Source organism: Janthinobacterium sp. Bl 1 (assembly GCF_058215535.1).
In genome coordinates this window covers 891,572-910,749 of sequence record NZ_CM177086.1, presented here as the reverse complement: position 1 = coordinate 910,749, position 19,178 = coordinate 891,572, and the positions used below count along the sequence as shown (strand labels likewise).

General features: G+C 60.8%; 19 protein-coding genes. 1 reads left to right on the top strand and 18 read right to left on the bottom strand.

Features of this window, described 5'->3' with window-relative positions; all coding sequences use genetic code 11:
• Positions 1-25: 25 nt before the first annotated feature.
• The 6 genes from AC4BCN_RS04115 to AC4BCN_RS04090 form a co-directional block, all read right to left on the bottom strand.
• Positions 26-703, bottom strand: coding sequence for a type 1 glutamine amidotransferase domain-containing protein (locus tag AC4BCN_RS04115; protein ID WP_490492622.1), 678 nt, complete (start codon positions 701-703; stop codon positions 26-28).
• A 22-nt stretch (positions 704-725) separates the two neighbouring features.
• Complete coding sequence (locus tag AC4BCN_RS04110) at positions 726-1,889, bottom strand: iron-containing alcohol dehydrogenase (protein WP_490492621.1); 1,164 nt, start codon at positions 1,887-1,889, stop codon at positions 726-728.
• A 91-nt stretch (positions 1,890-1,980) separates the two neighbouring features.
• Entirely contained in the window at positions 1,981-2,589 is a 609-nt protein-coding gene (locus tag AC4BCN_RS04105; RefSeq protein WP_490492620.1) for a TetR/AcrR family transcriptional regulator, read from the bottom strand.
• 66 nt (positions 2,590-2,655) lie between these two features.
• Entirely contained in the window at positions 2,656-4,065 is a 1,410-nt protein-coding gene (locus tag AC4BCN_RS04100) for an HdeD family acid-resistance protein (RefSeq protein WP_319992198.1), read from the bottom strand.
• Positions 4,066-4,305: 240 nt separating this feature from the next.
• Positions 4,306-5,562 (bottom strand): low temperature requirement protein A, encoded by a 1,257-nt coding sequence (locus tag AC4BCN_RS04095; protein ID WP_338680619.1) that lies wholly within the window; start codon positions 5,560-5,562, stop codon positions 4,306-4,308.
• Between the two features lie 113 nt (positions 5,563-5,675).
• Positions 5,676-6,533: an oxidoreductase gene (locus tag AC4BCN_RS04090; protein WP_338682228.1), complete on the bottom strand. Its 858-nt coding sequence runs from the start codon at positions 6,531-6,533 to the stop codon at positions 5,676-5,678.
• Positions 6,534-6,646: 113 nt separating this feature from the next.
• On the opposite strand from AC4BCN_RS04090, the gene AC4BCN_RS04085 reads away from it, so the two are divergent.
• Positions 6,647-7,588: a LysR family transcriptional regulator gene (locus AC4BCN_RS04085; protein ID WP_338680618.1), complete on the top strand. Its 942-nt coding sequence runs from the start codon at positions 6,647-6,649 to the stop codon at positions 7,586-7,588.
• Between the two features lie 140 nt (positions 7,589-7,728).
• Here the strand turns inward: AC4BCN_RS04085 and AC4BCN_RS04080 are convergent, their stop codons facing one another.
• The 12 genes from AC4BCN_RS04080 to nudB all read right to left on the bottom strand — a co-directional run bounded on the left by AC4BCN_RS04080 (position 7,729) and on the right by nudB (position 19,095).
• Positions 7,729-8,508, bottom strand: coding sequence for an enoyl-CoA hydratase (locus tag AC4BCN_RS04080; RefSeq protein ID WP_058050031.1), 780 nt, complete (start codon positions 8,506-8,508; stop codon positions 7,729-7,731).
• Positions 8,509-8,581: 73 nt separating this feature from the next.
• Positions 8,582-9,778 (bottom strand): acetyl-CoA C-acyltransferase, encoded by a 1,197-nt coding sequence (locus tag AC4BCN_RS04075; RefSeq protein ID WP_139092196.1) that lies wholly within the window; start codon positions 9,776-9,778, stop codon positions 8,582-8,584.
• A 60-nt stretch (positions 9,779-9,838) separates the two neighbouring features.
• The gene (locus AC4BCN_RS04070; protein ID WP_490492619.1) at positions 9,839-10,285 is read right to left on the bottom strand and encodes a PaaI family thioesterase; all 447 of its coding nucleotides are present in this window, start codon (positions 10,283-10,285) and stop codon (positions 9,839-9,841) included.
• A 62-nt stretch (positions 10,286-10,347) separates the two neighbouring features.
• Entirely contained in the window at positions 10,348-12,747 is a 2,400-nt protein-coding gene (locus AC4BCN_RS04065) for a 3-hydroxyacyl-CoA dehydrogenase/enoyl-CoA hydratase family protein (RefSeq protein ID WP_490492618.1), read from the bottom strand.
• Positions 12,748-12,761: 14 nt separating this feature from the next.
• Entirely contained in the window at positions 12,762-14,552 is a 1,791-nt protein-coding gene (locus AC4BCN_RS04060) for an acyl-CoA dehydrogenase C-terminal domain-containing protein (protein ID WP_034753387.1), read from the bottom strand.
• A 78-nt stretch (positions 14,553-14,630) separates the two neighbouring features.
• A complete protein-coding gene (locus tag AC4BCN_RS04055; protein WP_034753385.1) occupies positions 14,631-15,233 on the bottom strand; it encodes a TetR/AcrR family transcriptional regulator in 603 nt (200 codons plus the stop codon).
• 257 nt (positions 15,234-15,490) lie between these two features.
• A complete protein-coding gene (locus AC4BCN_RS04050; protein ID WP_128141130.1) occupies positions 15,491-15,880 on the bottom strand; it encodes an RNA-binding S4 domain-containing protein in 390 nt (129 codons plus the stop codon).
• Positions 15,877-17,040 carry a cardiolipin synthase ClsB gene (clsB, locus tag AC4BCN_RS04045; RefSeq protein ID WP_034753382.1) on the bottom strand — a complete coding sequence of 388 codons (1,164 nt, stop codon included), beginning with the start codon at positions 17,038-17,040 and terminating at the stop codon, positions 15,877-15,879. Before clsB ends, AC4BCN_RS04050 begins: the two co-directional genes overlap by 4 nt.
• Positions 17,041-17,049: 9 nt before the next feature.
• The gene (locus AC4BCN_RS04040) at positions 17,050-17,871 is read right to left on the bottom strand and encodes an endonuclease/exonuclease/phosphatase family protein (protein ID WP_034753381.1); all 822 of its coding nucleotides are present in this window, start codon (positions 17,869-17,871) and stop codon (positions 17,050-17,052) included.
• 70 nt (positions 17,872-17,941) lie between these two features.
• Positions 17,942-18,208, bottom strand: coding sequence for a hypothetical protein (locus tag AC4BCN_RS04035; RefSeq protein WP_070305354.1), 267 nt, complete (start codon positions 18,206-18,208; stop codon positions 17,942-17,944).
• Between the two features lie 109 nt (positions 18,209-18,317).
• A complete protein-coding gene (locus tag AC4BCN_RS04030) occupies positions 18,318-18,611 on the bottom strand; it encodes a hypothetical protein (protein WP_072457749.1) in 294 nt (97 codons plus the stop codon).
• A gap of 19 nt (positions 18,612-18,630) precedes the next feature.
• Positions 18,631-19,095, bottom strand: a complete 465-nt coding sequence (nudB, locus tag AC4BCN_RS04025; RefSeq protein ID WP_046682129.1) for a dihydroneopterin triphosphate diphosphatase — start codon at positions 19,093-19,095, stop codon at positions 18,631-18,633.
• Positions 19,096-19,178 lie beyond the last annotated feature (83 nt).

Below are 19,178 nucleotides of genomic sequence, written 5' to 3'. Positions count from 1 at the left end.
AGCAGCCGGACGCGCTACCCGGGTATCAGCCCAGCAGCTTGAGCAGCGCCTGCGCGGCCGCTTCCGACGATGCGGGATTCTGGCCCGTGACCAGCAAGCCATCGGTGACGGCGTACGGCTGCCAGTCGCCCAGCTTCGAGTAGACGCCGCCGTTTTGTTTGAGCATGTCCTCGACGAGGAAAGGCACGATGGCCGTCAATCCGACGGCCTCTTCCTCGGTATTCGTAAAGCCCGTCACCTGCTTGCCGCGCACCAGCGGCGTGCCGTCAGCTGCCTTCACGTGGCGCAGCACGCCGGGCGCATGGCAGACGGCGGCGACGGGCTTGCCGGCGGCGATCATCTGCTCGATCAGCGCGATCGAGTGCGGGTCTTCGGCCAGGTCCCACAGGGGGCCATGACCGCCCGGGTAAAACACGGCGTCAAAGTCCGCTGCCTTCACGTCGGCCAGCTTGCCCGTGTTGGCCAGCACAGCTTGCGCATCGGCGTCCTGCTTGAAGCGGCGCGTGGCGTCCGTTTGCGACTCCGGCTCGTCGCTTTTCGGGTCCAGCGGCGGCTGGCCGCCGTGGGGCGACACTACCGTCAGCTTCGCGCCCGCTTCTTGCAAGGCATAGTAAGGCGCGGCGAATTCTTCCAGCCAGAAGCCGGTTTTCTTGCCGGTATTACCGAGTTGGTCGTGCGAGGTCAGTACCATCAGGATGTTCATGCTGTTTCCTTTTATGTCAGGGTTACAGTGCTGCTTCGAGAATACGGCGGCTGCGCGCGAGGTCGATATCGCGGTGTTCGCCGAGTGAGGTCATGCCATGTGCTTCCAATTGCGTCAGTACCGCTTCCACCGCTTCCTGGCCCAGCTGATAGGCCGACAAACGGGTCGGAATGCCCAGGCCTTCAAAGAAGGCGCGTGTGCTGGCGATGGCAACATTGATGCGCTCATCGTCGCTGCCCTCGGTGATGTTCCAGACACGTTCACCATACTGTAGCAATTTGCCGCGTTTCTGCTCGCGCTGTACGTCCAGCAGGGCCGGCAGCACCAGGGCGAGGGTGCGCGCATGGTCGATGTCGTACAGGGCCGTCAGTTCGTGGCCGATCATGTGGGTGGCCCAGTCCTGCGGCACGCCGGCGCCGATCAAGCCATTCAAGGCCAGGGTGGCGGTCCACATCAGGTTGGCGCGTGTTTCGTAGTCGTCGGGCGAAGCGACGGCCTGCGGCGCGATCTCGATCAGGGTCTGCAGCAAGCCTTCGGCAAAGCGGTCCTGCACCCGCGCCTGCACCGGATAGGTCAGATACTGCTCCGTGGTATGGACAAAGGCGTCGACCAGGCCATTGGCCACCTGCGTGGCCGGCAAGGTAAACGTTTTGCTCGGGTCGAGTACGGAAAACTGCGGGTACAGCAGCGGGTTGCGAAAACTCAGCTTGGCATGCGTGGCTTTTTTCGTCACCACACCACCGCTGTTCATTTCCGATCCCGTGGCCGGCAAGGTCAGCACCGTGCCGAACGGCAAGGCGCGCTGCACATTGGCGCCGCCGCGCTCGGCGATTTCCCACGGCTCGCCGTCGTACAGGGCCGCGGCGGCGACGAACTTGGTGCCGTCGATCACGGAGCCGCCGCCGACGGCCAGCAGGAAGTCCACTTTCTCATTGCGCACCTGGGCCACGGCGCGCATCAGGGTTTCATAGCTGGGATTGGGTTCGATGCCGCCAAACTCCTGCACGCTGCGCTGGCCCACCGCAAGAGCAGCTCGCACCTCGGCCAGGGTACCGGTCTTTTCCGCGCTGGCGCCGCCGTACAAAATCAGCACGCGCGCATCGTGCGGCACCAGGGCGGACAATTTGCTGACGGTGTCGGCGCCGAACACGATCTTCGTCGGGTTATGGAATTCAAAATTCTTCATGCTGCGGCTCCTTTATTATTAGACTGGTCGTCTAGAATGCAATTCAAAAAACGCGGACGTGCTGTATCCGCTTGTTTACTTGGTACACTGCTTATCGGTCGCTGTCCGGCGGCAGCTGCAACATGGCCAGGGTCGCCCGCCAGGCCGTTTGCAAGGCGCTGGCGTCGCGCCGCAGCTTGGTCAGCATGGCCGCGCCCAGCCACAGCTGGTACAAGGTGGCTGCCATCTGCGCCGGATCGGCCACCGATGGCAAGGTATCGTCCACCCTGCCCCGCGCGATGGCCAAGGCCAGCCTGGCGATGATGCGGTGGGTGCCGTCGAGCAGCGCCACGCGCATCGGCTCCGACATGTCGGCCACTTCGCTGCTCAGCTTGACGACCAGGCAGCGGCAATCACAGCCGCTGCCATCGAGGCTCTCGCTGGTCCAGCTGGCCCAATACGCCATCAGCGCCTGCGCCGCGCTCTGGCCGGGCTGGCCCAGCACGAGCTCCATTTCGTCCAGGTAGCCGGTGACGTAATCTTCCAGCATCGCTTCTCCAAACAATTCCTTGGACTTGAAGTAATGGTAGAAAGAGCCCTTGGGCACGTCGGCGGCCGACAGGATCTCGTTCAGCCCCACCCCGGCAAAACCCTTGCGCGTGATGATGGCCTTGCCCTGGTCGATAATGTGCTGGCGCACGTCGGTGTATTCAGCTTTCATGCGAGGCATTGTAGCACAATTAGACCAGTCGTCTAGAGGCCTCTATTTCAATGCAGCAGCGGCGACCTACGCGCGCTTGTCACGCATGGCGTCTTCATCAGGCTGCTCGCGAAGATCAACGGCGCCATGATCCTGGGCGCGCCATTCGCGGCGCAATTGCGCCATCCGGCTGAAGGCGGTCCTTGCCAATTTCCACCAGGCGAACGGACGCGGGTCGGCCAGCATGCTGAGCGCTCGGGAGTAATCGAGCGTCAGCCCGGGCGTCCACGCCATCGTCACGGCACGCTTGCGGATCTGGGCGGCGACCCACAGTTCCGGTGTCGCCAGGATGCGGAAAAACACTCTCCAGCCTGCTCGCTCCCCGTACAGACGTCCAACGGCGCCGTCGATAGCCGCTTCCAGAGCCCGGGCGACGGTACTGGAACAATTGCGATGCGTGAGATTGTAAGTCGCGTCCTCGCGATAATGGCGCCAGAAAGACTGCAGCTGGCGTGGGTCATAATTCCGGATACGGACCTGAACGGTGGACGGGCACCATGCCTTCGACTCTGTCGCGTAATCGGGCTGGAATACGCCCGGTACGTCATTTTCGCGGGTGGCGCGCAGCAGGCGCCCGAAATCGTCGGGCGAACGGTCAATCTCCACACTCGGATACAGGCTGATATAAATACCCTCCGGCGACTCCAATGCCGCATGCCCGGTGGAGATCACGCCGTTGACATCGACCGCGGCGATATAGCGGTCGACGATCGGGTAATTCTGGGTGGGCGACTTGGCTGAACCGGAAGGCGTCCAGACGTGCACCGTCAGCGCCTGCTCATGGTCCGCGGGAGGACCTTCCCACTCCACTTGCGTGAATGCGGAAGCAAGCTGCTCATCCGGCTGAACGTCAGGCCGCACCGATTCCGACAGCGCCGGGTTATCGCTCATGCGGCGAACACGGGCGGCCAGGGCGATCAAGTTGGCGCCGCCAAACATCAAAAACAAGCCCAGACAATACGGCAGTGTGCCGACATAATGCGTCGGGTAGGGCTGATAAAAGAAAATGGCCAGCGCAATCTCGGCCACACCCCACGAAAAGGCCACGCGCCAGCGGCGATAGCGGACCATGTAAGCGGAAATGCACTGTATCAGCCCATCGGCGAGAAACAGCGTCCCAAAAATCATCGATAACAGGAAATTGCCATGGTGGTGACCGGCGAAGATCAGCATCGCCGCCAGCACGACGGCGCAGCCTTTCACGTATCGCAGGATGCGTTGGCCGCCGACGCCTGTCCATGCCACAGCCAGCGTTGCCAGGCCTTCGGCCAGGAACAGGTAAGCAAAGAAATTGATCGGGAAGTACAGTGCGTTATCGAGTGCGTCGATAAATATGACCAGGCCTGCGAGCAGCCATATCAATCCGATCAACAGGATACCGCGCCAGCGCTTGCGTAGATATTCGACGCCCAATAACAGCAACACCAATCGAATCATGAATGCTCCTCCTGTTTTTAACTGCAGCAGCAATACTCGAACAATACGCATTAACTGGCCGTCATGGCTGTGAAAGCGTATGGCCACGGACTCTCACATCATTTGAGAATGACAATTGTCGCAATCAATGAATTAGCGTAAAAAAATGAAATTCTTCAGAAAAGTATCATAAAAGATAAAAATGTCAGGTTTGCTTGCCGGCAGCCCTATCAACAGCATGCAATCGGTTCGCGCACTGCGTCACACATTAACGGACGTGAGCATTTCGTCCTGGTGACGGTGTCCCAAGACTTCATAGCCGACGACCGTGATGACCGGTGCAAAGAGCAGAATACCGAGACATTCAACGATATTCGCGCCAAAGATCGCCGCCATGATCGCTGTCGCGATGACGATGGCTGTTGCAAGCAAAAGCCATATATGCAGTTGGTCGAAGCGGCGCACAAGAAAATAGTGGAGCGCATAAATCAAGGCGAGGAAAATGGTCACGGGAATCGCGGTGGCGAGCAGGGCCGGGAGTGTGCCGATATGGGCCTTGTTTTCAATCAGGTTCGCCGCGACGTCAAGGCCAGCCCCCGTCGCCACAATAGATGCAATGATCAGTATCTGCCCATAGCTCCAGATGAAAGCGCGTGAGCGATGCACGTGCAGCACATTTGCCGACGGCAGAATGGAATACACCCACCACATGCCAAAGGTCAGTCCGACACCTGCAAGGCAAGCGAGCGCCGTTTCCAGTGTCCAGCCCTGGTGCTCTATTTCGGCAGACAAAGTCGCGACCGTACCGACCAACCCTTCACCCAAGGCAAGGATGGCGAACAGGCTGTAGCGTTCGGCAATGTGCTCCGCGTGCCAGGGCGTACCGCCATCCTTGCGCTCCGCCAGCACGGGGCCGGCGAACTCGATGAGAAACCAGATGACAACGAGGGCAATGGTCACGCCCATCGAGAAAGGGAAAAGAATAATCGCTATCCAGCCTATCTGGGCAATCGCAATGGCGGCGGCATAGGTGAGGCACGCGCGGCGCCGTGCGACGTCTTGCCTCGCTGCCCGCAACCATTGAAATATCAGCGCCACGCGCATGATCACGTAGCCAAGTACCATCACCGAGTTATCGAGCTGCTGGCCGTGTTCGAGGGAAGAGAACAGGCGCGGCAAGCCAACCGCCAGCACCAGCACACCCGTCATCTGTACCATGGTGGTGATGCGGAAAATCCAGTCGTCAGTGTCGTAGGCGGATGCAAACCACGTGAAATTGAACCAGGCCCAGCAGATGCAGAGGCTCGAAAATCCAAATCCGATGAGCGCGCTGGCGTAATGGCCTGCCGCGAGTGCGTGTGCGAACTGTGCCGCGGCAAACGCAAAGCATGTGACGAAAGTCAGGTCGAATAACAATTCCAGAGACGATGCGACACGGTGCGGCTCGTGCGGATCGCGTCCTGACATCCGCCGTATGTGATGGTGGAGAACTTTGCCAACAGAATCAGATGTGCTCATGCGTTATTCCTTGCCAGCGAACGCGATATCAATAATGGTTTCAAGCATCGGGGGATGCAGCTGCAAACCGCTTATATGGGCAAATTCAGGCATGGCCCCCCGGTCAAACTCTGTCAGGCGGGAAAATCCGTCGATGCGGAGAGCTCGCGCCACGTCTCCATTTCCTGTGCCACAAAGGCGTTTTTTGCAGCAATCGCAGCCAGCGTATCGGTGCCCATGGGAAGGCGCAGTGGCGGATTGGGCGCGTCGGCAAGGCGGAGCATGGCGGCCGCCAATTTTTTGGGATCACCGGGCTGATTGTGGTTCAGCGCTAACGCTTGTCTGCGCACGGCGCCCGAAGTCGCCGCGTAATCCCCAATTTCATCGGGTGCTACGAGCAGCGATGAGGCATCGAGGAAATCGGTGCGGAAATAACCTGGTTCAACGATGGTGGCGTGAATTCCCAGTGGCTTGAGTTCGGTATGCATGGCTTCCGTGATGCCTTCGACGGCAAATTTTGTCGATGAATACACCCCGAACCCTGCCGCAGCCTGATAGCCGCCGATCGATGAAATATTGATCACGTGACCGGAACGCTGCGCCCGCATTGTGGGCAGCACGGCGCGCGTCACGTTCAGCAAGCCGAAGACATTCGTGTCAAACATCCGTCTCACATCCGCATCGCCAGACTCTTCCACGGCAGCCAGCAGACCGAAGCCCGCATTATTGACGAGCACGTCAATACGCCCAAAATGTTCCAGCGCAACACGCACGCCCAGCCTGATTTGCTCCTCATTCGTCACGTCGAGCGCAAGCGGCAGCAACGCGGAGGATGTGCCAAGCCGCTCGACGACCGCTGCCGCGTTACGCCCGGTTGCGACCACCGCATTGCCGTCCGCCAGTGCCGCCTCTGCAATCAGCGCGCCGATGCCCCTGGATGCACCGGTGATCAACCAGACGCGCTTGAATTCGTGCTGTTGAACGTTCTTCATCATTCTGCTCCCGAGGTGCTTAAAGGGCGAATGATAGAAGCAAAAATTGGCATGAACTAGTGGTCAAATGCTAGAATGATAATCAACTAAAACTTGCTAATCATTCTCGCTCCATGAACGATATCCGCGCCATTACCGTCTTCGTCCGCACGGCAACGCTGGGCAGTTTGCGGCGCGCGGCCATCGACCAGGGCATCTCGCCGCAGGCGGCCAGCCAATCGGTGATCCAGCTGGAAAAATCACTTGGCGTGCGCCTGTTCCACCGCACCACGCGCAAGCTGAGTTTGACGGAAGAAGGCCAGCGCCTGTTCGACAGCGTGAAACCGGCACTGGCCATACTGTCGTCGTCCCTCGACGAAGCGCGCCGGTCAAAGGACGAAGTGAACGGGATATTGCGCATCAACGCTCCCCAGTCGCTGGGGCTGTCCGTGCTTTGGCAATTTTTCGAATTATTCCACCAGTCCCATCCCAAAGTGCAGCTCGACATCCAGCTCGATGACCAGTTCACCGATCTGGTGAGCGGACGCGCCGATGTCGGCTTCCGGGGTGGGCCGCCGCCCTCGGGAGGGTCGATTGCGCGGCGGCTCGTGCCCATTCAGCTGATCGTTTGCGCATCGCCGGACTACATTCAGCGCCACGGCGCTCCTCGGACGATAGACGAACTGAGCCAGCACAGCTGCACCGGCTATCGGTGGGCAAATACAGGCAAGGTCGCCCAATGGCAGTTCCAGATCGGCGATGAAATTGTGCATCGGGACATACCGGCCGTCATTTGCGTGAATGACACCGCGATGGAGACACGGGCGGTGTTATCGGGTCTTGGCATTGGACAGCTAGGGAGTTTCGAGGCGATGCCGCATATCCGTAGCGGCCGGCTCGTGCCTTTGCTCATGCAGCATGTCAGCGAGTGCGGCGCCATCTATATCTACTATGGGCATCGGGCGGAACAGTCTCTGCGGGTGAGGACTTTTATTGATTTCATGATCGAGAAACTCGCTGACAACCGCGCATTCTTCCTCGATAGCTCGGAATTGGCCGCTTCCATCACTCGTTGAAGGCACATCCTCCTACGCAGGCCGGGGGCTGAGAAAAATCCATTCGATGAATTGCGGCAGCACCGGCCACCGCATTCTCATCACCGATCATCATGTCCAAATCAGATGGTGCCGGGTCCGACGAGATGTCAGGCCCTGCCTTAGGCAAACTTCTTGAAATCCGGCTTGCGCTTTTCAAAGAAGGCCGTAAACGCTTCCTTCGCTTCGGCGCCGCCCAGCATGGCGCTGAACAGTTTGTTTTCCTCGGCGATGGCGGCCTTCATCGGCTCCATGCGGCTTTGCTTCATCAAACGCTTGGTAGCGCGGATCGAGGCGGCTGGCAACGCTACCAGCTTGGCCGCCTGGCCTTGCGCATACGTCATCAAGTCGTACAGGGGCACGACTTTCGAGACCAGGCCCATTTCCAGCGCTTCGCTGGCCGGGAACGACTCGCCCAGCATCAATTTTTCCGCCGCGCGCGGATAGCCGGCCAGTTGCGTGAGCAGCAGGCTGGAGCCGAACTCCGGGCACAGACCCAGTTGCGTGAACGGCATCGAGAAGCTGGCATTGTCGGCCGCGTAGACGAGGTCGCAATGCATCAGCAAGGTGGTGCCAATACCGATGGCCGGGCCGGAAACAGCCGCCACCACGGGCTTGCTGCTGCCGTACAGGGCGCGCATGAACTGGAACACGGGACGGTCATGGTCGAGCGAGCCATCCTTCGGGCGCGCCGTCTTCATGAAGTCATCGAGGTCGTTGCCGGCCGTGAAAATCTCGCGCTTGCCGCAGATCAGGATGGCGCGTACTTCATCATCGGTCTCGGCCGCCACCAGCGCATCGGCCAGGGTCTGGTACATGGCGCCCGTGATCGCATTTTTGCGTTCCAGGCGGTTGAATTCCAGGGTCAGAATGCCCTCGCTCTTGCTGCACAAAATATCCATGTCGTCTCCAAAAAGATAAAGGGCGCCGGGGTAATCCCGCAGCGCCCTGTTTTATTGCTTTAGCCCGTCGAACTTAGACGCGTTCGAAAATACCTGCCGCGCCCATGCCCGCACCGACGCACATCGTGACCATGCCGTACTTCTGCTTGGTGCGCTGCAGTGCGTGGATCACGGTGGCGGCGCGGATGGCACCGGTCGCGCCCAGCGGGTGGCCCAGGGCGATCGCGCCGCCCATCGGATTGACCTTCGATGGGTCCAGGCCCAGGTCGCCGATGACGGCCAGGGCTTGCGCGGCAAACGCTTCGTTCAGCTCGATCCAGTCCAGCTGGTCTTGCGTGATGCCGGCGGCGGCGCAGGCTGCGGGAATGGCGAATTTAGGACCGATGCCCATGATTTCCGGCGGCACGCCGCGCACGGCGAACGAGGAGAATTTCGCCAGCGGGGTCAGGTTGTGCTCGCGCAGGATTTTTTCGCTGACGATCAACAGCGCACCGGCGCCGTCGGACATCTGCGAGCTGTTGGCGGCCGTGACGGAACCCTTGGCGGCGAACACAGGCTTCAGTTTTGCCAGCGACTCCATCGACGAATCGGCGCGCGCGCCTTCGTCCGTGTCGACGGTGCGGCGCGTTACATTGACCTGGCCGGTGGCCAGGTTCGGCGTGCGCGTGATGATTTCCACTGGCGTCGTTTCCGCCTTGAAGAAACCGGCTTGCTGCGCGGCGATGGCGCGGCGGTGCGATTCAACGGAGAACGCGTCCTGCTGTTCGCGTGACACTTTCCATTGCTGCGCCACTTTTTCGGCCGTCAGGCCCATGCCGTAAGCCATGCCGATGTTCTCGTCGCTGAACATGTCCAGGTTCATCGATGGGTGGTGGCCCATCATCGGCACCATCGACATCGATTCGATGCCGCCGGCGATCATGACGTCGGCTTCGCCCACGCGGATGCGGTCGGCCGCCATGGCAATCGCCGTGATGCCCGAAGCGCAATAACGGTTGACGGTGACGCCGCCGACGGTTTTCGGCAAGCCGGCCAGCAGCACCGAGTTACGCGCGATGTTGAAGCCCTGCTCCGCTTCCGGGAACGAGCAGCCGATGATGGCGTCGGTGATCAAAGCCGGGTCGAGGCCAGGCGCTTGCGCCAGGGCCGATTGCAGCACGCGCACCAGCAGGTCGTCCGGGCGGGTGTTCTTGAACATGCCGCGCGGCGCCTTGCCGATCGGGGTGCGGGTTGCAGAGACGATGTACGCGTCTTGAAGTTGTTTGCTCATTTTTTTCTTTCAAAGATGTTGAACGAGGTTCGTGTTCTGTCGAATGTCCGGGATGCTGGCCTATCGCTTCCGCGACAAATACCAGTCCACCGTCACCTGTGCCGCCAGCGTGCCTTCGGCGTCGAAAATATCGACTGCCACGGGAAACGCCACCTTGCCGTCCTGCGCCAGCTGCGCCTTCAAGGCAGCCAGGTCGCCCGGTACCCGGCCTTCGGCGCGCGTCGCGCCCCGGGCCACCTTCTGGTACTGGATGCGCGACTCCTTGGCCACCGGGCGCAAGCCCAGTATCAGCTCGGCGAAGCCGCCAGCCATGGCCGCGCCGGAAGCCGTTTCGGCCAGGGTAAACAAGGCGCCCGCATGCTGCGTGCCCAGGTGATTATTCAGTTTTGGATCTTCCGGCATCGACACCTTCGAGGTGCCGGCGCCGATGTCGTCGATGCTGATCCCCAGCAGCCGCACGAAGGGCAAGGTGTCCATCATCTGTTGTTTGATACGGTCATACACCATGCTTGGCCTCACGCGCAGCAATACTTTAAAAATAATGGACAGGATCGTCATCGACGTCAGGCTTAGTTGCGTACCGGCTTACCGGTTTGCATCATGCCCATGATCCGTTCCTGGGTTTTCGGATGGTTCAACAGCTCCAGGAATGCCTTGCGTTCCATATCCAGCAGCCACTGTTCGCTGACGAAGCTGCCCTGGTCCACGTCGCCGCCCGATACGATCTCGGCGATCATCTCGCCCAGCTTGAAATCGTGCGCCGAAATGAAGCCGCCGTCGCGCATGTTGACCAGCTGCGCCTTGATGGTGCCCCAGCCGTAACGGCCCGTGACCTGGATCAGCGATGGGAGCGCTGGACGGAAGCCGGCGTCGAACATGGCGCGTGCTTCGACCTTGGCCACGTGCAGCAGCTCGTAGGCGTTGAACACGATCACGTCGTCTTCCTTCAGGTAGCCCATCTTCTTCGCTTCCAGCGCCGATTTCGACACGTTGGCGGTGGCTGCATTGGTGAAGCCCGTTTTCAGGAATTGCAGGATGTCGTTACCCTTGGCTTCCTTGAAGGCGCGCTGCGCCGCTTCCTTCAAGCCGCCGCCGGCAGGAATCAGGCCCACGCCCACTTCCACCAGGCCAATGTACGACTCGATCGAGGCCACGCGCTTCGATGCGTGCAGGGCCAGTTCGCAACCGCCGCCCAGTGCCAGGCCAGCGACCGCGGCGATCACCGGCACGTTCGCGTATTTCAGCGACATGAAGGTGTTCTGCAGTTCGGCGATGATCGGATCGACGGCTTTCACGCCGCCTTGCATGAACGCCGGCAGGGCCGATTGCAGGTCGGCGCCGGCCGAGAACGCGCCGCCTTCGGCTGCGTCGGCGTGCCAGATCACCAGGCCCTTGAAGTTCTTCTCGGCTTCGGCCAAGGCCAGTTTCAGGCCATTGATGACGCCCTCGCCGATCACGTGCATCTTGGTCTTGAACGAGATGATCAGAACGTCGTCGCCCGTATGCCAGACGCGCACGGATTCGTCTTCGAAGACGGTGGTGCCGGCGGTCTTGCCGTCGATGGCACCGCTGCCCAGGACGGGCGCGCGGAATGGCTGGCGGTCATATACGGACAGGGTCGAACGTGGCACGAAGCTGTTCGACACGGCGGAGTACGAACCTTCCGGCGTATGCACGCCGCCCTTGTCTGCAACCGGACCTTCGAAGACCCAGGCTGGCAGCGGTGCGTTGCACAGCGCGTGGCCGGCGTCGATGTCTTCCTTGACCCAGTTGGCCACTTGCAGCCAGTTCGATGCCTGCCACGTTTCAAACGGACCGACGTTCCAGCCGAAGCCCCAGCGCATGGCGAAGTCGATGTCACGCGCATTGTCGGCCACGGTGTCGAGGTGGATGGCGATGTAGTGGAAAGCGTCGCGGAAGATCGCCCACAGGAACTGGCCTTGCGGGTTCGTCGATTCGCGCAGCGCCTTCATCTTCTTGACCGGATCCTTTTCCTTCAGGATGCGGGCGATGATGTCGGCAGCCTTGGCGCCGCCGGCCACGTATTCACCGGTTGCGAAGTCCAGGCGTTGAATTTCCTTGCCGACCTTCTTGTAGAAGCCTGCGCCGCTCTTCTGGCCCAGCGCGCCTTTTTCCACCAGCTTGGCCAGCACTTCCGGCGTCTTGTAGACGGCGGCGAACGGATCGTTCGGCAGATAGTCCTGCATGGTCTTGATCACATGGCCCATGGTGTCCAGGCCGACCACGTCCGCCGTGCGGAAGGTGCCCGACTTGGCGCGGCCCAGCTTGGCGCCCGTCAAATCATCGACGACGTCCACGGACAGGCCGAATTTTTCAGCTTCGTGCACGATGGCCAGGATGCCGAATACGCCAACGCGGTTGGCGATGAAGTTCGGCGTATCCTTGGCGCGTACCACGCCCTTGCCCAGGGTGGTGGTCAAGAAGCCTTCCAGCTGGTCGCTGATTTCAGGCTTGGTGAACTCGGTCGGGATGATTTCGACCAGGTGCATATAGCGCGGCGGGTTGAAGAAGTGCACGCCGCAGTAGCGCGATTTCAGGTCGGCGTCGAAGCCTTCGGCCAGCTTGGTGATCGACAGGCCCGAGGTGTTCGAGGCGAAGATCGCGTTCGGGCCGATGTGCGGGGCCACCTTCTGGTACAGGTCGTGTTTCCAGTCCATGCGCTCGGCGATGGCTTCGATGATCAGGTCGCAACCGGCCAGCAGGTCCAGGTTGTCTTCGTAGTTGGCGACCTGGATCAGCGCGGCGTCATCCTTGTTGCCCAGCGGGGCAGGCGACAGCTTTTTCAGGTTCTCGATGGCGCGCAGCACGATGCCATTCTTTGGACCTTCTTTTGCTGGCAGGTCGAACAGCACGACCGGCACTTTCGCGTTGATGCAATGGGCGGCGATCTGCGCGCCCATCACGCCGGCGCCGAGGACGGCTACTTTTTTAACGATGAAATTGGTCATATTTTCCTCAAGTCTTAGAACAGGTCTGCGTCGAGTGCCATCAGGTTGGCCGAACCGGAACGCGCCTGACGGATCAGGGTTGCCGTTTCAGGCTGCAAGCGGGCGAAGTAGAAACGTGCGGTAGCCAGTTTGGCGGTGTAGAACTTGTCGCCGCTGGATTCTTTTTCGAGGGCGATCTTGGCCATCTGTGCGAACAGGTAGCTGTAGATCATGTGGCCGACGACGCGCAGGTAAGGCACGCATGCCGCGCCCACTTCGTCAGGGTTCTGGAAGGCCTTCATGCCGATTTCCATGGTCAGCTTGGTGACTTTGTCGCCCAGGTCGCCCAGTGGCGTGACGAATTCGCTCATCGCTTCATCGGTGCCGTTGTCTTCGACGAAAGCCTTGATCTTTTCGCCGAACTTGCGCAGCTTGGCGCCGTTGTCGCCGAGGATCTTGCGGCCCAACAGGTCCAGCGACTGGATCGTGTTCGTGCCTTCGTAGATCATGTTGATGCGCGCGTCGCGCACATACTGCTCCATGCCCCATTCCGAGATGTAGCCGTGGCCGCCGAACACTTGCATCGCGTCCGAGGTGGCGATCCAAGCGTTGTCGGTAATGAAGGCCTTGATGACAGGGGTCAGCAGCGCCACTTCGTCGGCCGCTTCCTTGCGCACGTCGGCGTCCGGGTGGTGCAGTTCGCGGTCGATCTGCAGCGCCACGTACGAGGTGAAAGCGCGCGCGCCTTCGGCGTAGGCTTTGCCCGTCAGCAGCATGCGGCGCACGTCAGGGTGCACGATGATGCGGTCGGCCGGCAGTTCCGGGTTCTTGATGCCCGACAGCGAACGCATTTGCGTGCGGTCCTTGGCGTAGATCAGCGCGTTCTGGTAAGCGATTTCCGTCAGGCCCAGCGACTGCATGCCCACGCCCAGACGGGCCGCGTTCATGAAGACGAACATGGCGTTCAAGCCCTTGTTCGGCTGGCCGATGATCCAGCCTTTCGCGCCGTCCAGGTTCATCTGGCAGGTCGAATTGCCGTGGATGCCCATTTTTTCTTCGATGGCGCCGCAGGTGATCGGGTTGCGTTCGCCGACCGTGCCATCCGCGTTCGGCAGGAATTTCGGCACCAGGAACAGCGAGATGCCTTTCGAGCCTTCCGGCGCGTCCGGCACGCGGGCCAGCACCAGGTGCAGGATGTTTTCCGCCATGTCGTGCTCGCCGGCCGAGATGAAGATCTTGTTGCCGGTGATGGTCCAGGAACCGTCCGCCTCAGGCAGCGCTTTCGAGCGCAGCAGGCCCAGGTCGGTGCCGCAGTGCGGTTCGGTCAGGCACATGGTGCCCGTCCACTCGCCCGACACCAGTTTCGGCAGGTACACTTCCTTCTGGTGGTCGGTGCCGTGTTCCTTCAGGCACTCGTAGGCGCCGTGCGACAGGCCCGGGTACATGGACCAGGCCTGGTTCGACGAGTTCAGCATTTCATAGAAAGAATTGTTCAGCACGACAGGCAAGCCCTGGCCGCCGTATTCCGGATCGCAAGCCAGTGCCGCCCAGCCGCCTTCGACGTACTGCTTGTAGGCTTCTTTAAAACCTTTAGGCGTGGTCACGCTTTTCGTGACCGGGTCGTGGTGGCAGCCTTCGCGGTCGCCGGAGTGGTTCAGCGGGAACAGTACTTCGGAAGTGAATTTGCCGCCCTCTTCCAGCACCTGGTTGATGATGTCGGCGTCGACGTCGGCATACGACGGCATTTGCTTCAGTTCTTCTTCCACTTGCAGGAACTCATGCAGGACGAATTGCATATCCCGGATTGGCGCGACGTATTGACCCATAATTTTCTCCTGAAGGCGATTAGCTAAAGTGTTGTACTTGTAAGTGCGTGTGCGTTGTTGCGGATACTGCCTGACGGCTTATTTGCTTGTGACGGAATTCTGGTACGACGCCAGCAGGCGGATAAAGCCCGCTTGCGCCCGTTCGATGCTGCCCGGCACGCGCAGGAAGCGCGCGTCGTGATGCAGGGCCAGGATCAGGCCATACATCTCGTACACCAGCTGCTGCGCGTCCGTGTCCGCTTTCAGGTCGCCCGTGGCGATCGATTGCTCGACACAGCGCAGCAGCGCGCCCTGCCAGGCCCGCACCATGGCCACGAGGGCCTCGCGGATGGGACCGGGACGGTCGTCATACTCAACGGCGCCGCTGATATAGATGCAGCCGGAAGCGATTTCCACGCTGACCCGCTTGACCCAGCGCGCAAACATCGATTGCAGGCGCTGGATGCCGCGTGGTTCTTTCATGCTGGGGAAAAAGACTTCTTGCTCGAAACGATAGTGGTAGAGCTTCAGCACTTCCATCTGCAAGTCTTCGCGCGAGCCAAAGTGGGCAAACACGCCCGACTTGCTCATGTTCATTTTGTCCGCAAGCAGCCCGATGGTCAGGCCTTCCAGGCCGTCGCGGCTGGACAGGTCCAGCGCCACGTCGAGGATGGCTGCACGGGTCAGTTCGCCCTTGCGCATGAATTTGACTGAAGTATTCAAGAGGTCCGTTCTCAAAGTGATGTTGCCGATCTGGCGGACTGAAGCGAGGGTAAAAAAAGCACGCTTCGAAAAAATCCGAACGCTCGTACTATTATCCACTACCACGTAAAAGTCAAACGGGAACTTTAGAGCCGGTGTTCTATTGATGCGGCGCAGCATTTTTTAGCCGCGTGTTTGTAGCGATTTCAGGCAGGCAAAAGCGGTGCGCAGCCCTGCCGCCTGAGTGCCAGCGTGCCTCAGTCGAGGCCGCCTGCCTTGTTCAGTTGACGGCGGTCGCGCTTGGTCGGCCGCCCCTTGATGGTGGTGCCCGGCTCGCGGAACAGCTTGCGCTCCTCGGCCAGCTGCTCGCGGCCGGCGATGCTGGCCAGCGTTTCCGCATACAGCAGGCGCGCCACGGGCGCAGCGCCGCGCTTGTCGGACAGGCCCAGCACAGCCACTTCCCACGTCTCCGCGCCATTGTCGATGGCCAGCTCGTCGCCCACGCGCACGCTGCGCGCCGGTTTCACGCGCTCGCCGCCCACTTTGACCTTGCCCGTGTCGACAGCTTCGCTGGCCAGCGAGCGCGTCTTGAAGAAGCGCGCCGCCCACAGCCATTTGTCCAGCCTTACCGTTGTCATCTCGCTCATGCGTACTTGCCTACTGAAAAAATGCGCATCACCAGCCGGTACGCGAGGAACGCGGCTTCATAGCCGATGCGCCGGAAGCGGCCGATGTGCTTGAAATCGTCCTGGTGAATGACGATGCCGTCGGCCACGCCCTGCTCGATATGCTGGCGCAAGCTTTGCGCGAAGGCCACGTCCTTGATCACCACGTTCGCTTCCTGGTTCAGGAACAGGCTCAGCGCGTCAATATTGCTGGAGCCCACCGTCGCCCAGTCGTCATCGACGACGGCCACCTTGGCGTGCAATTGCGTCTTGCGGTATTCGACGATTTTCACCCCGGCGGCCAGCAGTTTCGGATAAAACGAGTGCGCCACGGCATCCTGCATGCGGAATTCGCCCACGCCGATCAGCAGCACCACGTCGACGCCCCGCTGGGCCGCCTGGGCCAGGGCGTGGCGCAGCTTGTGTCCGGGCGCGAAATACGGGTTTGCCAGCATCACGCTTTTCCGCGCCTGGCCCAGCGCCTGCAGGTAGGCGCGCTGGATGGTGCGGCGGTTGCGCAGGTTGTCGCGCACGACAAAGCCGGCCACGACGGGATTTTTTGCCAGCTCCTTGCTGACGACGCGCATCTTGCGGTACAGCTTGATACGCCGCACCAGATTCATCTTGCCCAATCGCGCCCACTGCGCCTGCACTTCTTCGTGGATGGCGTCGACCAGCGGGCCCTTCACCTGCACGGCGAAATCCCAGCGCGGCGCTTCCAGGCTGATGTTGTGGTCGTAGTCGCAAAACATGTCATCATTGATATTGATGCCGCCCACCAGCGCGATCTCGCCATCGGCCACGCAGATCTTGCGGTGCGTGCGCGTGATGCCGCGCCGGAACCACGGGTTGAAGATGCGGTGGTGCACGCCGGCCGCTTCCAGTTGCGCATGCATGGCATTGACCCGGCGGTTGCCCGTGCCGAACCAGTCCGTGATCATGCACACGAGCACGCCGCGCGCGGCGGCACGCTTGAGCGCGTCGAGCACCAGGGTGCCCGTCGCGTCGTCGGCAAAGATATACGTTTCGAAATAGACTTCCGAGCGCGCGCCGTCGATGGCCGCGATCAGCGCAGGAAAGTAATCGGTGCCGCAATACAGCAGCTTGATGTCGTTGTGGGCGATGAAATTGACTGTACGCATGCCGGCAGTCTACGCGAGTTTCAAAGCAGCAACGATCGGCGCGTGGTCCGACAGTTTTGCCCACAGGGTGCCATGCATCACTTGCGCGCCTTCCACGTGGAAACCGCGCACATAGATGCGGTCCAGGCGGAACCACGGCAAGGCGGCGGGAAAGGTGCGCGCCGGCACGGGGATCGGCGTTTTCGTCTGGCGCCGCGCCAGGGTGCGCACCAGGTCACCCAAGGCCGAGTTCGACGCGCGCTGGTCGAATACCTCGACCACACCCAGCGCATTGCGCAGCTTGTCGCTGAGCGTGTTGCGCCAGTCGTTGAAATCGCCGGCAATGATGACGGGCTCGCCATCGGGCGCCGATTCCATCACGGCGTCGATCAGCGCCTGCGTCTGGCGGCCCCGTCCCGACTCGAACAGGCCCAGGTGAACGACATAGCAGTGCACATCGGCCTGCGGCGTCTTGAGCACGCAATGCAGGATGCCGCGCTGCTCGTAGGCATGGTCGGAGACGTCGTGGTTGGTTTGCGAGGCGATGGGAAACTTGCTGAGCAACGCATTGCCATGGTGGCCGTGATCGTACACGGCATTCATGCCATACGCGGAATGGTGCTCGGCGCCGGCAAAGAACTCGTGCTGCGACGCTTCCGGCCAATGCTTGTGGCCATTTTTCTCGGCGCCATAGCGGGCCGCATTGCGGTCGTGCTTGCCTTGCACTTCCTGCAAAAAGACGACATCGGCATGAAACAGGGCAATCGCCTGTTTTAAAGCATGTACGCGGGGCAAGCCTCGCACGGAGGAGACACCCTTGTGAATATTATAAGTTGCTACGCGGATTTTCATGCATTGATTCTACTCCCAGACGGGCCCCGCGCGGCGCCAGCGTAGGTGCGCGTGCGCACCTACGGCAGCTTTATTTGCCTGCAGCCGACAGCAGCAGACTACTAGCGGCACTGATGCTGCCGACGATGGCGCCTGTCACCCACAAGCCCTTTATCAAACTGGGCGCGCTGCTCCAGCTGAACGGTCCGCGTCCGCCAGCGAAGAAACGCGGATGCAGCAAAAATCCCAGCATCAACAAGGGCAAGCCCGCCTGCGGAAAACTGGCATGCGGCTGCTCCGGGAAACAGACGGCATACAGGCTGCCCAACACCCAGGACAGGAATAGCACACTGATCATGCGCTGCCGTAAAGAAAGTTGAGACCAATTCAGCATGCCATCCTCTCGTCATCGCTGACGTTGTTATTCATATCAAAATGTTGCCGGGTAATCGTTCGCTATCGCGTGTTCAGGCCAGCATGCGTCCCACGCCCGCCGTCACGCTGACGAGCAGCGCGGTGATACCAGCCGCCCAGACGATCTTGACCAGCAACGGCGCGCCGCGCCAGGCCACGGTGCGCTTGCCCTTGGCAAACGCGCCCGGGTGCAGCAGCCAGCCGATGGCCATCAGCGGCATGCCGATCGGTGGCGTACGGCCGGGCACGGTGGAACTGAACAGCAGGAAGATAAAGCACAGGCAAAAAACGATGCCCAGGGTGCCCAGCAGTTTTTGCTGTGCAGTCAAATGTAACCAGTTCAACATGGAATGCTTTCTAGGAAAATCAGGTGGGACGCGCCAGGCCCGTCATGGCTGGCAATTGCAAAATCGCTTCCGCGTTGGACGACGAGAAACAGCGGTCGGCCGCCGCCAGGTACGGCAACCACGCGTACTGCAAGTGTTCGCGCGGACTCAGGGTGATGGCGATATCGCGCGGCACTTGCACGCTGAACACGTGTTCCGTGTTGCGCGTCACGCCGGGCGCATAGCGGTGGCGCCAGATCGGATAGATCTCGTACACGTTCGACAGGTTCCAGTCGCGCAGCACGATATCGTGTCCATCAGCAACGATGCCGGTTTCCTCGAACAGTTCGCGCGCGGCCGTCTGCAGCAGCGGTTCATCGACGGCATCGACGGAACCCGTCACCGATTGCCAGAAACCGGGCTGGCCCGCGCGTTCGATGAGCAAGACGTCAAGGTCAGCCGTATGAATGACGACCAGCACGGAAACAGGAATTTTATGAGTCATATCAACAATGAAAAAGGCGCCACGACAGCGCCTTTTTTTGCATAGTGGATCAAACAGCGGCCACCGGGGCAGCCGCATGCTTC

Bases quoted from the DNA above. Each gene is read 5' to 3' on its own strand.
- AC4BCN_RS04115 (WP_490492622.1), bottom strand. From the start codon at position 703: ATGAACATCCTGATGGTACTGACCTCGCACGACCAACTCGGTAATACC.
- AC4BCN_RS04110 (WP_490492621.1), bottom strand. From the start codon at position 1,889: ATGAAGAATTTTGAATTCCATAACCCGACGAAGATCGTGTTCGGCGCC.
- AC4BCN_RS04105 (WP_490492620.1), bottom strand. From the start codon at position 2,589: ATGAAAGCTGAATACACCGACGTGCGCCAGCACATTATCGACCAGGGC.
- AC4BCN_RS04100 (WP_319992198.1), bottom strand. From the start codon at position 4,065: ATGATTCGATTGGTGTTGCTGTTATTGGGCGTCGAATATCTACGCAAG.
- AC4BCN_RS04095 (WP_338680619.1), bottom strand. From the start codon at position 5,562: ATGAGCACATCTGATTCTGTTGGCAAAGTTCTCCACCATCACATACGG.
- AC4BCN_RS04090 (WP_338682228.1), bottom strand. From the start codon at position 6,533: ATGAAGAACGTTCAACAGCACGAATTCAAGCGCGTCTGGTTGATCACC.
- AC4BCN_RS04085 (WP_338680618.1), top strand. From the start codon at position 6,647: ATGAACGATATCCGCGCCATTACCGTCTTCGTCCGCACGGCAACGCTG.
- AC4BCN_RS04080 (WP_058050031.1), bottom strand. From the start codon at position 8,508: ATGGATATTTTGTGCAGCAAGAGCGAGGGCATTCTGACCCTGGAATTC.
- AC4BCN_RS04075 (WP_139092196.1), bottom strand. From the start codon at position 9,778: ATGAGCAAACAACTTCAAGACGCGTACATCGTCTCTGCAACCCGCACC.
- AC4BCN_RS04070 (WP_490492619.1), bottom strand. From the start codon at position 10,285: ATGGTGTATGACCGTATCAAACAACAGATGATGGACACCTTGCCCTTC.
- AC4BCN_RS04065 (WP_490492618.1), bottom strand. From the start codon at position 12,747: ATGACCAATTTCATCGTTAAAAAAGTAGCCGTCCTCGGCGCCGGCGTG.
- AC4BCN_RS04060 (WP_034753387.1), bottom strand. From the start codon at position 14,552: ATGGGTCAATACGTCGCGCCAATCCGGGATATGCAATTCGTCCTGCAT.
- AC4BCN_RS04055 (WP_034753385.1), bottom strand. From the start codon at position 15,233: ATGCGCAAGGGCGAACTGACCCGTGCAGCCATCCTCGACGTGGCGCTG.
- AC4BCN_RS04050 (WP_128141130.1), bottom strand. From the start codon at position 15,880: ATGAGCGAGATGACAACGGTAAGGCTGGACAAATGGCTGTGGGCGGCG.
- clsB (WP_034753382.1), bottom strand. From the start codon at position 17,040: ATGCGTACAGTCAATTTCATCGCCCACAACGACATCAAGCTGCTGTAT.
- AC4BCN_RS04040 (WP_034753381.1), bottom strand. From the start codon at position 17,871: ATGAAAATCCGCGTAGCAACTTATAATATTCACAAGGGTGTCTCCTCC.
- AC4BCN_RS04035 (WP_070305354.1), bottom strand. From the start codon at position 18,208: ATGATCAGTGTGCTATTCCTGTCCTGGGTGTTGGGCAGCCTGTATGCC.
- AC4BCN_RS04030 (WP_072457749.1), bottom strand. From the start codon at position 18,611: ATGTTGAACTGGTTACATTTGACTGCACAGCAAAAACTGCTGGGCACC.
- nudB (WP_046682129.1), bottom strand. From the start codon at position 19,095: ATGACTCATAAAATTCCTGTTTCCGTGCTGGTCGTCATTCATACGGCT.